This window comes from Pseudomonas sp. W5-36, from assembly GCF_046540455.1.
In the GTDB taxonomy this organism is placed as follows: domain Bacteria; phylum Pseudomonadota; class Gammaproteobacteria; order Pseudomonadales; family Pseudomonadaceae; genus Aquipseudomonas; species Aquipseudomonas graminis_B.
In genome coordinates this window covers 64,359-77,230 of record NZ_JAXCIQ010000011.1, presented here as the reverse complement: position 1 = coordinate 77,230, position 12,872 = coordinate 64,359, and the positions used below count along the sequence as shown (strand labels likewise).

General features: G+C 61.8%; 14 protein-coding genes. 4 read left to right on the top strand and 10 right to left on the bottom strand.

Annotation, left to right across the window (positions count from 1 at the left end):
- Positions 1–12 precede the first annotated feature (12 nt).
- Entirely contained in the window at positions 13–897 is an 885-nt protein-coding gene (locus SLW74_RS18040) for a DMT family transporter (RefSeq protein ID WP_410929725.1), read from the bottom strand.
- 151 nt (positions 898–1,048) lie between these two features.
- Here SLW74_RS18040 and SLW74_RS18035 point away from each other — a divergent pair, with 151 nt between their 5' ends.
- Together SLW74_RS18035 and SLW74_RS18030 are read left to right on the top strand one after the other, a co-directional pair.
- Positions 1,049–1,339, top strand: a complete 291-nt coding sequence (locus SLW74_RS18035; RefSeq protein ID WP_065987763.1) for a PsiF family protein — start codon at positions 1,049–1,051, stop codon at positions 1,337–1,339.
- Between the two features lie 188 nt (positions 1,340–1,527).
- On the top strand, positions 1,528–2,538 hold the full coding sequence (locus tag SLW74_RS18030) for an AI-2E family transporter (protein WP_065987762.1): 1,011 nt from the start codon (positions 1,528–1,530) through the stop codon (positions 2,536–2,538).
- Between the two features lie 625 nt (positions 2,539–3,163).
- Here SLW74_RS18030 and SLW74_RS18025 read toward each other — a convergent pair.
- The gene (locus SLW74_RS18025) at positions 3,164–4,429 is read right to left on the bottom strand and encodes an Hsp70 family protein (protein WP_065987761.1); all 1,266 of its coding nucleotides are present in this window, start codon (positions 4,427–4,429) and stop codon (positions 3,164–3,166) included.
- Between the two features lie 294 nt (positions 4,430–4,723).
- On the opposite strand from SLW74_RS18025, the gene cbpA reads away from it, so the two are divergent.
- Entirely contained in the window at positions 4,724–5,683 is a 960-nt protein-coding gene (gene cbpA / locus SLW74_RS18020; RefSeq protein WP_410929692.1) for a curved DNA-binding protein, read from the top strand.
- Positions 5,684–5,685: 2 nt separating this feature from the next.
- Positions 5,686–5,982 carry a chaperone modulator CbpM gene (locus SLW74_RS18015; protein ID WP_065987760.1) on the top strand — a complete coding sequence of 99 codons (297 nt, stop codon included), beginning with the start codon at positions 5,686–5,688 and terminating at the stop codon, positions 5,980–5,982.
- A gap of 55 nt (positions 5,983–6,037) precedes the next feature.
- Here SLW74_RS18015 and SLW74_RS18010 read toward each other — a convergent pair whose 3' ends face one another.
- From SLW74_RS18010 to urtE, 8 genes are all read right to left on the bottom strand, one after another.
- Positions 6,038–7,171 carry a sensor histidine kinase gene (locus SLW74_RS18010; protein WP_065987759.1) on the bottom strand — a complete coding sequence of 378 codons (1,134 nt, stop codon included), beginning with the start codon at positions 7,169–7,171 and terminating at the stop codon, positions 6,038–6,040.
- 245 nt (positions 7,172–7,416) lie between these two features.
- On the bottom strand, positions 7,417–9,117 hold the full coding sequence (gene ureC, locus SLW74_RS18005; RefSeq protein ID WP_065987756.1) for an urease subunit alpha: 1,701 nt from the start codon (positions 9,115–9,117) through the stop codon (positions 7,417–7,419).
- A 148-nt stretch (positions 9,118–9,265) separates the two neighbouring features.
- Positions 9,266–9,571 carry an urease subunit beta gene (locus tag SLW74_RS18000; RefSeq protein ID WP_192133266.1) on the bottom strand — a complete coding sequence of 102 codons (306 nt, stop codon included), beginning with the start codon at positions 9,569–9,571 and terminating at the stop codon, positions 9,266–9,268.
- The gene (locus SLW74_RS17995; protein WP_410929691.1) at positions 9,568–10,104 is read right to left on the bottom strand and encodes a GNAT family N-acetyltransferase; all 537 of its coding nucleotides are present in this window, start codon (positions 10,102–10,104) and stop codon (positions 9,568–9,570) included. Before SLW74_RS17995 ends, SLW74_RS18000 begins: the two co-directional genes overlap by 4 nt.
- Positions 10,105–10,130: 26 nt before the next feature.
- Positions 10,131–10,682: a GNAT family N-acetyltransferase gene (locus SLW74_RS17990; RefSeq protein ID WP_410929690.1), complete on the bottom strand. Its 552-nt coding sequence runs from the start codon at positions 10,680–10,682 to the stop codon at positions 10,131–10,133.
- Positions 10,683–10,743: 61 nt separating this feature from the next.
- Positions 10,744–11,046, bottom strand: a complete 303-nt coding sequence (locus SLW74_RS17985) for an urease subunit gamma (protein WP_065987752.1) — start codon at positions 11,044–11,046, stop codon at positions 10,744–10,746.
- Between the two features lie 196 nt (positions 11,047–11,242).
- The gene (locus SLW74_RS17980) at positions 11,243–12,088 is read right to left on the bottom strand and encodes an urease accessory protein UreD (RefSeq protein WP_410929689.1); all 846 of its coding nucleotides are present in this window, start codon (positions 12,086–12,088) and stop codon (positions 11,243–11,245) included.
- A gap of 53 nt (positions 12,089–12,141) precedes the next feature.
- Entirely contained in the window at positions 12,142–12,840 is a 699-nt protein-coding gene (urtE, locus tag SLW74_RS17975) for an urea ABC transporter ATP-binding subunit UrtE (RefSeq protein ID WP_410929724.1), read from the bottom strand.
- Between the last annotated feature and the right edge of the window lie 32 nt (positions 12,841–12,872).

Sequence of the window (12,872 nt, the reverse complement as noted above, 5' to 3'; positions counted from 1 at the left end):
CGACGGACAGCGTTAATGGATTGCGGCCTTGCGCAGCGGTGTGGTCCAGCGTTCTGCCAGGATCACCCCGCCCAGCGTCAGGGCACCGCCGATGAAGTGATACGACGCCAGCTGCTCGCCCAGTGCGAGCGCAGCGACCAGCGCCGTCAGGATCGGCACCAGGTTGAAAAACAACGTGGTACGGCTTGGCCCGAGGATGGAAATCGCTTTCATCCACAGCAACGGCGCGAGCATTGAGGTCGGGATGCACGCGTAGAGCACCAATGGAATGTTGCTCGCATTCAGGCCGGTTTTCGGTGAAATCGCGAACAGCGGAAACAGCGCGATGATCGCCACCAGGATCTGCAAATAAAGCAGCTGCAACGGCGGCATGCGCAACTGCCATTTCTTCAGCAGCGTGCTGTAGGTTGCATAGGCCAGCGTTGCGACCAGCATCATCACGTCGCCGATGTTGATGCCATGGGCAATCAGCAAGCTCCAGCTCCCTTGGGACACCACCCACAACACGCCCGCAAACGACACGATCGCGCCGACCAGCGCGCCTGCGGTCAACCGGGTGCCGAGGCTGGCGATCGACATGCCCAGGGTCATCACCGGCACCAACGACAGAATGATGCCCATGTTGGTGGCCGTCGTGATGTTCGCCGCGTAGTACGCCAGGCTCTGATAAATCGCCATGCCCAGCACGCCCAGCACCACCACCTTGCCGATGATGGGTTTGATCTGCGCCCGATTGCGCAGCACGGGACCCAGCAGAAACGGCGTGAACAGCAAGCCGGCCAGTAACCAGCGATAGAAGCCGATCTCGGCCGGGAAAATACGGCCCGCGGCGGCTTTGGTGATGACGTTGTTGCCCGCCCAGATCATGACGGTGAGCAGTGGATAAAGGTATTGCATGACCGGCCCGGCGGCTGAATGAGGCGCCATTATCGGCCTGTCAGTGCGCACGTCCAGCGCACGCTGCGCATTTGCAGAAATATGCAGCAACATTCTTTGGCTACACTGCTCCGAAAGCCATGCAGGTGCGTGGCGCTTCCGGAGAAAAGCGATGACGATGCTGCGTATTCCTCTGCTGGTGATGGGCCTGCTGCTGAGCGCCCAGGGTTTTGCCGCCACCGCCCAACAAAACAAGATGACCACCTGCAACGCCGATGCCTCGGCCAAATCCCTCAAAGGCGACGAGCGCAAGGCGTTCATGAGCTCCTGCCTGAAGGCCGCGCCTGCGCCTGCCGCCACTCAGCAGGAAAAGATGAAAACCTGCAACGCCACCGCGAGCACCCAGGCGCTCAAGGGCGATGCGCGCAAGGCGTTCATGAGCGATTGTCTTAAAAAGAAATAATTTTCCGAGCCAATGGCGGGCGTCGAAAGGCGGCGCCGGCCCCTGTACTTTCTGCGATTGCGGCCGATGATCTGGCCTGCAATCGCAGCCTCCCAACGCTTGAGCCCTGAAGGGCTTTCGCGTCGCTGGTTCTCCACCCAGAACGCTGGCAGACTGCCCATCCTTCACGCCGCTCGTTTTGAGGCTGTATGCCAACGTTTACGCCCCGTCAAGTCTATCTGGCCAGTTGCATTCTCGTGTTCGGCGGGTTGCTGCTGGTCTTGCCGCTCAACCTTCTGCCCAGTCTGCTGGCGGGTTTGCTGGTGTACGAACTGGTCGACATGCTCACCCCACAGCTGCAACGGCTGATTGCCGGCGAGCGTGCGCGGTGGCTGGCGGTGGCGTTGCTGGGGACTCTGGTGGTGACGGTGCTGGCGTTGCTGTTTGCCGGCGCGATCAGCTTTTTGCTGCACGAGGCGGAAAACCCCGGCGCCTCGCTGGATAAATTCATGATTCTGGTGGACCGCGCCCGCGGTCAGCTGCCGCCTTTCATCGACAACTACCTGCCGGCCAGTGCCACCGAGTTTCAGGTGTCCCTCAGCGCGTGGCTGACCAAGCACCTGGGCGAGCTTCAACTGCTCGGCAAGGGTGCGGCGCACATGTTCGTGACGTTACTGATTGGCATGGTGCTGGGCGCGATCATCGCCTTGCAGCGCATCCCCGATGTCACCAAGCGCAAGCCATTGGCGGCGGCGCTGTTCGAGCGTCTGCACCTGCTGACCCAGGCCTTCCGCAATATCGTTTTCGCGCAAATCAAGATCTCGCTGCTGAACACGGCGTTCACTTCTATATTCCTGGCAGTGATCCTGCCGCTGTGCGGCGTGCACCTGCCGCTGACCAAAACCCTGATCGTGCTGACCTTCCTGCTGGGCCTGCTTCCGGTGGTCGGCAATCTGATGTCCAATACGCTGATCTTTATCGTCGGCATGTCGTTGTCGATCTGGGTGGCGGTGGCGGCGTTGGGTTATCTGATTGTGATCCACAAAGTCGAGTATTTCCTCAACGCACGGATCGTCGGCGGGCAGATCAGCGCCAAGTCGTGGGAGTTGCTGCTGGCGATGCTGATCTTCGAAGCCGCCTTCGGCCTGCCGGGGGTGGTGGCAGGGCCGATTTATTACGCGTACCTGAAGAGCGAACTGCGCCGGGCAGAGCTGGTGTAGCGGCAGGTTTTAACCATTTCGCGGCTACCCGCGGTGTGTAGGACCGACTTCAGCCGAGAGGCCTGCACAGACAACCTCACTTTCGCGGTGTGACACCCGACGCCTTCCCGGCTAAAGCCAGTCCTACGATGCGCCCGCGATGTAGTAGGACCGGCTTCAGCCGGGAAGAGGCCTGCGCGGACGGCCTCAACTTCGCGGTGTGACAGCTGACGCCTTCCCGGCTAAAGCCAGTCCTACGATGCGCCCGCGATGTGTAGGACCGGCTTCAGCCGGGAAGAGGCCTGCGCGGACACCCTTAATTTTGCGGTGTAACACCTGACGCCTTCCCGGCTAAAGCCGGTCCCACAAAGTGCACACGGTCGGTCAGTGGGACCGCGATGTTCAGTAGGACCGGCTTCAGCCGGGAAGAGGCCTGCGCGGACACCCTCAATTTTGCGGCATGACACCTGACGCCTTCCCGGCTAAAGCCGGTCCCACAAAGTGCACACGGTCAGTCAGTGGGACCGCGATGTTCAGTGGGACCGGCTTCAGCCGGGAAGAGGCCTGCGCGGACACCCTCAATTTCGCGGCATGACACCCGACGCCTTCCCGGCTAAAGCCAGTCCTACAAGCGCCCCGCGGGGGATCAGCCGTAACGCTTCTTGGCTTCGATCGCCAGCCCGCTGCCGATGCTGCCGAAGATGTTGCCCTCGACGTGCCGGGCCTTGGGCAGCATTGCGGCGACGCTGTTGCGCAGGGCCGGGATGCCGCTGGAGCCGCCGGTGAAGAACACGGTGTCGACATCGGTCACACCCACGCCGGCGTCATTCAACAGATTCGTCACACTGCCGCGCACGCGTTCGAGCAAGGCGTCAATTGACGATTCGAACAACTGCCGCGTGAGGTCCACGCTCAGGCCGGGCTCGACGCGGTCCATCGGCACCAGGCGATTTTCCGAGTGGGTCAGCTGGATCTTGGTTTCTTCGACTTCCATCGCCAGCCAGTGACCGGCGCGTTGATCGATCAGCCTGAACAGCCGATCAATGCCTTGGGTGTCTTCGATGTCATAGCGCATGCTGCCCAGCGCCAGTTGCGACTTTTGCGAATACACCGAGTTGATCGTGTGCCAAGTCGCCAGGTTCATGTGTGTGCTGGTCGGCATGTAGGCGCCGCTTTTCATCCGGCTGCCATAGCCAAACAGCGGCATCACGCCCTGAAGGCTCAGCTGCTTGTCGAAGTCGGTACCGCCGATGTGCACGCCGCCCGTGGCGAGGATGTCGGTGTGACGGTCATCAATCAGGCGACGCTCCGGCGACAGGCGCACCAGCGAGAAGTCCGACGTACCGCCGCCGATGTCGACGATCAGCACCAGCTCTTCACGGTCCAGCGTTGACTCGTAGTCGAAGGCCGCTGCGATGGGCTCGAACTGGAAGGAAACCTCCCTGAAGCCGATCTTGCGCGCCACATCGGCCAGCGTGTCTTCTGCCTCCTGGTCGGCGGCAGCGTCGTCATCGACGAAGTGCACGGGACGGCCCAGCACGACGTGCTCAAAGGAATGACCGGCAGCAGCTTCAGCACGTTTTTTAAGTTCGCCGATGAATAGCCCGAGCAGGTCCTTGAACGGCATCGCTGTCCCGAGCACGCTGGTGTCGTGCTTGATCAGCTTGGAACCCAGCAGGCTCTTGAGCGAGCGCATCAGGCGGCCTTCGTAGCCCTCGAGGTACTCGTGAAGCGCAAGACGACCGTAGACCGGGCGGCGCTCTTCGATGTTGAAAAATACCACCGAGGGCAGCGTGATCTTGCCGTCCTCCAGTGCGATCAGCGTTTCCACTCCAGGGCGTAGCCAGCCGACCGTGGAGTTGGACGTGCCAAAATCGATGCCAAGGGCACGGGCCGGGGATGGAGTGCTCATCTGCTTTGCATACCAGTCAAAAAACGGCCGCGCAGTGTATGCGAGTGCGCGCCGGATGCGTAGCGCGAAACGTCGGTTTATCGCCCGTCCGGCATCTATTTCCGGCCCTTGGCTTGAACTGTGGCCCCGAGCCCCAATCTAGCAGGCAACTCTTAATGCATTTGGCCGGTCTGGACAGCGTTTCAATTCGCGGGACGGCGTGCCGATAACATTGCAACGTTCAACGCAGCCAGCGTTCACATGTGGAACACGCTGCGGACTGGGCTGGATATTCCAGAATTGGGTGACCGTCAGATGGACTTCAAAGACTATTACAAGATCCTTGGCGTAGAGCCGACGGCGGACGAGAAGACGATCAAGACCGCCTATCGCAAGCTCGCGCGCAAGTATCACCCCGACGTCAGCAAAGAGCCTGGCGCGGAAGACAAATTCAAAGAAGCCTCCGAAGCGTATGAAGCGCTCAGCGACCCTGAAAAGCGCGCCGAATACGACGAGATTCGCAAATACGGCAGTCAGGGCCGGTTCCAGCCACCGCCTGGCTGGCAGGGCCGCGGCGGCGCGGGCGCGGGTCAGGGCTTTGGTAGTGGCGGCTTCGAAAACGGCGATTTCTCCGACTTTTTCAGTTCCATTTTCGGTAATCGCGGTGGTCAGCAAGGCGGTCGGGCGCAGAGCCCGGGGCGTCGAGGGCAGGACGTGGAGATGGAACTGGCGGTGTTTCTGGAGGAGACCCTCTCCACCGAGTCCAAGCAGATCAGCTTCAAGGTGCCGCAACACAGCGCCAACGGTCAGCGCATGGCCGACATCACCAAGACGTTGAATGTGAAGATCCCCGCGGGCGTCACCGATGGCGAGCGCATCCGCCTTAAGGGGCAGGGCGCGCCGGGCGTTGCCGGTGGGGAGAAGGGCGATCTGTACCTGATCATCCGCCTGGCGCCGCACCCGATGTTCGACGTCGAGGGGCATGACCTGATTATCACGGTGCCGATCGCGCCGTGGGAAGCAACGCTCGGCACCAAGGTGGCGGTGCCGACGTTGACCGGCAAGATCAACCTGACCATCCGCCCGGACAGTCAGAACGGTCAGCGGCTGCGGGTCAAAGGCAATGGTCTGCTGAACAAGCAGGGCCAGCGCGGCGATCTGTACGCGCAACTGAAAATCGTCATGCCCAAATCCACCAATGAGGCGACCAAAGCGCTGTGGGAGAAGCTGGCCCAGCAGGCCGCGTTCGATCCGAGGGCTCAATGGAGTAACTGATCATGAGCAATACCCTGGTCATAGACATGCAGGAGTTCTGTGAGGTGGTCGACCTGCCGGCCGCCTTCGTAATCGAGATTGTCGAGCACGGCATTCTCGAACCCCAGGGGAGGCAGCCGGATGAGTGGCTGTTCGACAGTGCCGCGTTGTCGATCGGCAGGCGTGCGGTCAAATTGCATCGCGAATTGCAGCTGGAATGGGACGGCGTCGCTTTGGCGCTGGACCTTCTGCAAGAGCTCGAACACGTCAGGGCGGAAAACCGCATGCTCAGGCAGCGGCTGGGGCGGTTTGTGGATTGAAGCGCTGGACTGAAGCTCACTCCCCACACGGGTTGTGCTCGCTGCTCAACGCTTATTAACCTTTCTTCGGCAATTCCACGTTAAACGTCGTGCCGTCTCCGACGTTGGACACAACCGTGATGCTGCCGTTGTGGGCATTCACCACCTCTTTCACGATGAACAACCCCAGGCCCAGGCTGGTGGAAGGGTTGTGGATGCCGGTTTTTTCGTTGGCCGAGCGGACCAGCGGGTCGAAGATGCTGCCGATGGCTTCCTCCGCGATAGGCTCGCCGCCGTTATGCACCGAGAGGCTCACATGGTTTTCGCTGCCGGTGAGCTTCACGGTGACCTGCCGCGTCGCCGCGCCATGCTGCAAGGCATTGCCAATCAGGTTTTGCAGCAACTGCGCGATGCGTGCCCGATCCCACTCGCCCCGGGTGTCACCGGTGCTGGTGAACACTGCGTTGCAATCGGGCTGTCCTGCCGTGGCCGCGTCGATGGCCTCGCGGCAGGCCAGGGTCATCTCCATGGGTTTGCGCTCGACCGGCAGCGTGACGCCGAGACGGCTGCGAACAAACTCCAGCAAGTCGCTGATCATTGTCCCCATCAACAAACTGCTGCTTTTGATGCGTTTGATGTACCCAAGCTCGGCGTCTGCCAGCGTGGTCTTGCGCATCAGCACTTCGGACGACATACCGATGGCCTGCAAGGGCGCGCGCAGGTCGTGACCGAGAATGGCGAGAAAGATGTCACGGGAACGTGTCACGCGATCGGCGTAGGCCGCCGTCGACTCGGCCAGGGCTTCATCGATGGCTTCGTTGAAGCGGATCATGTCGGTGATGTGACTGACCTGTGGATCTATCTGGTTTTCTGCCCAGAAGCGCACGACCGTCGCCCGAAGGTGGCGGAATTCTGAAGTCATCTGCACCAGGTCAAACCCGACGATATGGCGCAACTCGCCGTGACTGGAGGCGGCCTGATCGAGTGTCGGGGTTTTGCCGATGTCTTCGCCCTGAGCCTTGGCGATGCGTTCGGCTTTGGTCTGAGCGGTGTTCATGTCACGCGCCGCCGCGAGCAGGATCGCCTCGGCATGGTCGCGCAGCTCGGCTGAACTCATCTGGGCGGCGGCGGGCGTCAGCGTGGCCGCAAACCGTTCCCACTCATCGACGATGCGATCCACATTCTGAACGATGAAGTCCGAAAGACGCATGGGGAACTACCTTGCTGCCGGGGCGCTGAATGAGAGCGCGCATAGTACCGCCATGTTGTTGCAGGAAGCATCACGCATTTGCACGCTTTCATTGTAGGAGCGTGGCTTGTCCCGCGATCGGCGACAAAGTCGTCGTGAAAAGCGGCGATCGCGGAATAGCTGGATCTTCGCATTCATGGATTTCACTGGCGCTGCGCACCAGATCGCGGGACAAGCCACGCTCCTACAAAAAAGGACTAATACCCTTAGAACAGAAAATACCGCTGCGCCATTGGCAGCACGTCCGCCGGCTCGCACCACAACAGCACGCCGTCGGCCTTGACCTGGTAGGTCTGCGGGTCGACGTCGATGTTTGGCAGGTAGTCGTTGTGGATGAGGTCCGCCTTCGTGACGCTGCGGCAGCCCTTGACCACGCCGATCTGTTTCTTCAGACCCAGCTGCTCCGGGACCCCGGCGTCAAAGGCCGCCTGGCTGATGAACGTCAGGCTGCTGGCGTGCAACGAGCTGCCGTAGCTGGCAAACATCGGGCGGTAGTGAACCGGTTGCGGGGTCGGGATCGAGGCGTTGGCGTCGCCCATCAGGCTGGCGGCAATCGAGCCGCCCTTGAGGATCAGCGTCGGTTTCACCCCGAAGAAGGCCGGCCGCCAGAGCACCAGGTCCGCCCATTTACCCACCTCAATGGAGCCCACTTCATGGCTGATGCCGTGGGTGATGGCCGGATTGATGGTGTATTTGGCGATGTAGCGTTTGGCGCGGAAGTTATCGTTGCCTTCGCCGTCCCCCGGCAGCGGGCCGCGCTGGCGTTTCATTTTGTCGGCGGTCTGCCAGGTGCGCATGATCACTTCGCCCACGCGGCCCATGGCCTGGCTGTCGGAGCTGAGCATCGAGAACGCGCCCAGATCGTGAAGGATGTCCTCGGCGGCAATGGTTTCGCGGCGGATGCGGCTCTCGGCGAACGCGACGTCTTCGGCGATGCTCGGGTCCAGGTGATGGCAGACCATTAGCATGTCCAGGTGCTCGTCGATGGTGTTGCGGGTGAACGGCCGGGTCGGGTTGGTCGAGCTCGGCAGCACGTTAGGGAAGCCGCAGGCCTTGATGATGTCCGGTGCATGACCGCCGCCGGCGCCTTCGGTGTGGTAGGTGTGAATGGTGCGGTTCTTGAACGCCCCCAGGGTGGTTTCGACGAAGCCGGACTCGTTCAGTGTGTCGGTGTGGATCGCGACCTGCACGTCGTACTGATCGGCGACGCTCAGGCAGTTATCGATGGCCGCAGGCGTGGTGCCCCAGTCTTCGTGCAGCTTGAGGCCGATGGCACCGGCCTTGACCTGTTCGATCAGCGGCTCGGGCAGGCTGACGTTGCCCTTGCCGGTAAAGCCGATGTTCATGGGGAACGCTTCGGCAGCCTGCAACATGCGCATCATGTGCCACTTGCCGGGCGTGACCGTGGTTGCGTTGGTGCCCGTCGCCGGGCCGGTGCCGCCGCCGATCATGGTGGTGACGCCGCTCATCAGCGCTTCTTCGATCTGCTGCGGGCAGATGAAATGGATGTGCGTGTCGACGCCGCCGGCGGTGAGGATCATGCCTTCGCCAGCGATAACTTCGGTGGCGGCGCCGATGGCGATGGTCACGCCGGGCTGAATGTCCGGGTTGCCGGCCTTGCCGATGGCTGCGATGCGCCCGCCCTTGAGGCCGACATCGGCTTTGACGATGCCCCAGTGATCGACGATCAGCGCGTTGGTGATCAGCGTGTCGACGACTTCGGCAGCCACGCCCTGGCCCTGGCCCATGCCGTCACGAATGACCTTGCCGCCGCCGAACTTCACTTCCTCGCCATAGACGGTGAAATCCTGCTCGACCTCGATCCACAGCTCGGTGTCGGCCAGACGCACACGGTCGCCGACAGTGGGGCCGAACATGTCGGCGTAGGCTTGTCGGCTGATCTTCATACTTCGTTCCTCGAATCAAAGCGGCAAGCCTCAAGCGGCAAGCGGCAAGCGGCAAGTAAAAGCGAATGTTGTGTACGCCGCGGACTGCTGTGCTTGGCGCTTGTGGCTTGGCGCTTGCAGCTTGACCTGGCTGGAAAGTGAACGCGTTTTACAGTTCACCCATAACTCTTCCCGCAAACCCGAAAACCCGCCTCAACCCGGCCAGGTCCACCAGTTCCACTTCCCGCGCCTGTCCCGGCTCGAAGCGCACGGCGGTGCCGGCGGGGATGTTCAGGCGCATGCCCCGGCTGGCGGCGCGGTCGAAGGTCAGGGCGTCGTTGGTTTCGAAAAAATGAAAGTGCGAGCCGACCTGAATAGGCCGGTCTCCACTGTTGGCGACGCTAAGGATGATGGTCCGGCGACCGGCGTTGAGCTCGATGTCGCCGGGCTGGATCTGGTATTCACCAGGAATCATGCGCTCTTCCTCGACAGTAACTTGTAGTAAATGGCCGTGGCCTTGTATTCGCCGTCGGGGTTGCAGGCGTAGTCCGGCAGCAGGCCAGACAGCTCATACCCCGACGCGCGATAGAAATCTTCGGCATCGGAACCGGCCAGTGTGTCCAGAAACAAAAGCCCGCGCTGGTGCTGCTGCGCTGCCTGTTCCACGGCGCTCATCAACTGCGTCGCCAGCCCGCGCCGGCGTGCCTGACTGAGCACCAGCAATTTCTGTACCTCGGCGCGGTTCAGGCCATTGGCCTTCTGGCACAGCGCCAGTTGCACCGTCGCCAGCACCTGGTCTTCCTCTGCCACCACCCAGAGCAGCAGGTCGCCCTGCTCAACCTCGGCCTTGACCCCGTCCCACCACGTGGCCGCCTCTTCAGCGCCGAGATCGGCCATGAAGCCGACCGAGGCCCCGTGGCGGACGGCGTCCAGCAACAGCGCCACCAGGCCTGAGCGGTAATGCGCGAAGCTTTCTGACGTGACACGGCGTAAATGGGCGGCATTCATGGGCGAAATCCTTTCAGGATGAACATTCAGGCGACAGGCGTGATGCCGGGCGCTTGCGAAGGTGGGGCAGAGGCGCCGGGCGACAGGTCCAGCTGCATGAAGGTCAGGTCCAGCCAGCGACCGAACTTGGTGCCCACCTGGGGCATTTGCCCGGTGGTGATAAAACCCTCGCGCCCATGCAGGTGAATCGACGCCGCATTACCGCTTTCGATGGCCGCGACCATCATGTGCTTGTCGCAGGCGCGGGCGCGCTCGATCAGCGCTTTCATCAGCAGCGGACCCAGGCCGTTGCCCCGTTGATCGGCACGCACGTAAACCGAGTGCTCGACGGTGTGACGAAACCCCTCGAACGGTCGCCAGTCGCCGAACGACGAATAGCCCAGCACCTGATCCTCGTCGTCGACGGCGACCAGAATCGGGTACGCCTGTGCCTGGCGCGCGGCGAACCAGGTTTTGCGGTTGGCAAGGTCCACCGGCTGCTCGTTCCAGATCGCCGTGGTGTTGAGCACGGCGTCGTTGTAGATCGCCAGCACGGCCGGCATGTCAGTCAGCAAAGCGTCACGGATCGAATAGGTCATGTTCGTTTCCACGGGTTCCTGTGTGGCTGTTTCAACGGGCTTCTCAGGTTCAATGGGCCGTTCAGGCAATCGGCTGATGCACGGTGACCAGCTTGGTGCCATCCGGGAAGGTCGCCTCGACCTGGATCTCCGGGATCATTTCCGGGATGCCTTCCATCACCTGGTCACGGGTCAGCAGGGTGGTGCCGTAGTGCATCAGGTCGGCGACGGTCTGGCCGTCACGCGCACCTTCCAGCAGGGCGGCGGAGATGAAGGCCATCGCTTCCGGGTAATTAAGCTTCACACCGCGTGCCAGCCGTCGCTCGGCGACCAGGCCTGCGGTGAAGATCAGCATCTTGTCTTTTTCGCGTGGGGTCAGATCCATGGGTTTTGTCCGTTATTAAGTTCCGAATAGAGAAATCGCCGCAAACTCTGTAGGAGCGTGGCTTGTCCCGCGATCTGACGCGAAGCGGCAGTCATGGCCTTCCTTCGATCTGTCATGAGGACCGTATGGGCCGGTTTACGACGACTTCGTCGCCGATCGCGGGACAAGCCACGCTCCTACAGATGGCCAGTTTCGTTTAGGTGCTCCAGATCCTCGGCGCCACCGCCTCCCGGCCCAACAGGGCAGGGCGCAGCAGCCTCCATAATTCAATCAGCCAGGCCCGCGCGTGCAGGGCTTCGTCTGCCAGGCAGCGGGCGATGATCAACCCTGGCAACTGGCTGAGGTCGCCGCGCACGGCTGAATGCGCGGCCAACTCGCGGCAGCGCTCCATCAAATCAGCATCGATTTCCCCGGTTACGATCAGCGTCGCAAACACCGGTTTACCGCACAGGCCAATAGGCGAATCCAGCAAGCCGTCATTGCCGACGATGCGCTGGCGCTCGTGCCACAACAGCTTGCCGTCACGCCGGATATCCAGATGCGCCTGAAAGTGGCCCTGATCGAAACGCTCGCCACTGGCCGGCCGGCCCAGCGCAACCACGTCCCAATAGAACAGCCGGGCGTCGCCTTCCAGATCAATCCGCGTGGTCAGTTCAGCCTTGGCTTCGCTGAAGACGATGGATTCCTGCGGCAGCCATTCCAGCGTGCCGCCTGCAGCGACGTTTATGTCCAGTTGCTGATAGGCCGGGCCCGCCGCGCGGTACCACTTCGCTGCGCCGGGGCTGGTCAATTGCGCCCAGGCGTTGGCGCCGACGCTGGCGCTGATGTCCAGCCGATCGCCGCCGGCAATGCCGCCCGGCGGGTGAACGATGATGTGTTGGCAGACCTGCGGCCCTTCGGCGTACAGATGCTTTTGCACCCGCAACGGACCTTTGTGGCGTCGTTGCGTCGGGCGCGTGCTGTCGCCGAAACGCCCATACGCCAACTCCAGCTCGGCATGCCAGCTGGGGGTGAACAGGGCGGTGTGGGCAGGAAGATTCATAAGTCGATTATCGTGTTATCCAAGGACCGTACCTTAGCTGATCGGCGCATTAATTAAATGGTGACCAGACCCCGAACGCCTTCGGCCTCCATGTTATCGCCGCGCCCTTGCTGGACGATCTCGCCGCGGGACATGACGATGTACTGATCCGCCAGCTCGGCGGCAAAGTCGTAGAACTGCTCGACCAGCAGGATCGCCATGTCACCGCGGGCGGCGAGCTTTTTGATCACCGCGCCGATCTCTTTGATCACAGAGGGCTGAATGCCTTCGGTGGGCTCGTCGAGAATCAGCAGGCGAGGGCGACTGGCGAGGGCGCGACCGATCGCCAGTTGCTGTTGTTGACCGCCGGACAGGTCTCCCCCGCGCCGGTGCTTCATCTGCAGCAACACCGGGAACAGCTCGTAAATGAACGCCGGGACTTCCTTCGCCTCCGATCCCGGAAAGCGTGACAGGCCCATGAGCAGGTTTTCCTCAACGGTCAGCCGCCCGAAAATCTCCCGGCCCTGGGGCACGTAGGCGATGCCGGAATGCACGCGCTGGTGGGGCTTGAAACCGGTAATCGGCTTGCCTTCCCACTGCACAACGCCTTCTTTGGCGGGCAGCAGCCCCATCAGCACTTTCAACAGCGTGGTCTTGCCCACACCGTTACGACCGAGCAGGCACGTGACCTCGCCGATTTTTACGTCAAACGACAGGCCGCGGAGGATGTGGCTGCCGCCGTAGAATTGATGCAGCTGAGTGACGGTTAACAATTTGATTTCCTCGGATTCATCAGCTGCAAGCT

What these genes read in the sequence shown, in the direction of transcription:
- SLW74_RS17995 (WP_410929691.1), bottom strand. Translation starts at nt 10,104, where the DNA reads ATGAATGCCGCCCATTTACGCCGTGTCACGTCAGAAAGCTTCGCGCAT.
- SLW74_RS18010 (WP_065987759.1), bottom strand. Translation starts at nt 7,171, where the DNA reads ATGCGTCTTTCGGACTTCATCGTTCAGAATGTGGATCGCATCGTCGAT.
- SLW74_RS17990 (WP_410929690.1), bottom strand. Translation starts at nt 10,682, where the DNA reads ATGACCTATTCGATCCGTGACGCTTTGCTGACTGACATGCCGGCCGTG.
- SLW74_RS18040 (WP_410929725.1), bottom strand. Translation starts at nt 897, where the DNA reads ATGCAATACCTTTATCCACTGCTCACCGTCATGATCTGGGCGGGCAAC.
- SLW74_RS17985 (WP_065987752.1), bottom strand. Translation starts at nt 11,046, where the DNA reads ATGGATCTGACCCCACGCGAAAAAGACAAGATGCTGATCTTCACCGCA.
- SLW74_RS18035 (WP_065987763.1), top strand. Translation starts at nt 1,049, where the DNA reads ATGACGATGCTGCGTATTCCTCTGCTGGTGATGGGCCTGCTGCTGAGC.
- SLW74_RS18000 (WP_192133266.1), bottom strand. Translation starts at nt 9,571, where the DNA reads ATGATTCCTGGTGAATACCAGATCCAGCCCGGCGACATCGAGCTCAAC.
- SLW74_RS18015 (WP_065987760.1), top strand. Translation starts at nt 5,686, where the DNA reads ATGAGCAATACCCTGGTCATAGACATGCAGGAGTTCTGTGAGGTGGTC.
- SLW74_RS17980 (WP_410929689.1), bottom strand. Translation starts at nt 12,088, where the DNA reads ATGAATCTTCCTGCCCACACCGCCCTGTTCACCCCCAGCTGGCATGCC.
- SLW74_RS18025 (WP_065987761.1), bottom strand. Translation starts at nt 4,429, where the DNA reads ATGAGCACTCCATCCCCGGCCCGTGCCCTTGGCATCGATTTTGGCACG.
- SLW74_RS18030 (WP_065987762.1), top strand. Translation starts at nt 1,528, where the DNA reads ATGCCAACGTTTACGCCCCGTCAAGTCTATCTGGCCAGTTGCATTCTC.
- ureC (WP_065987756.1), bottom strand. Translation starts at nt 9,117, where the DNA reads ATGAAGATCAGCCGACAAGCCTACGCCGACATGTTCGGCCCCACTGTC.
- cbpA (WP_410929692.1), top strand. Translation starts at nt 4,724, where the DNA reads ATGGACTTCAAAGACTATTACAAGATCCTTGGCGTAGAGCCGACGGCG.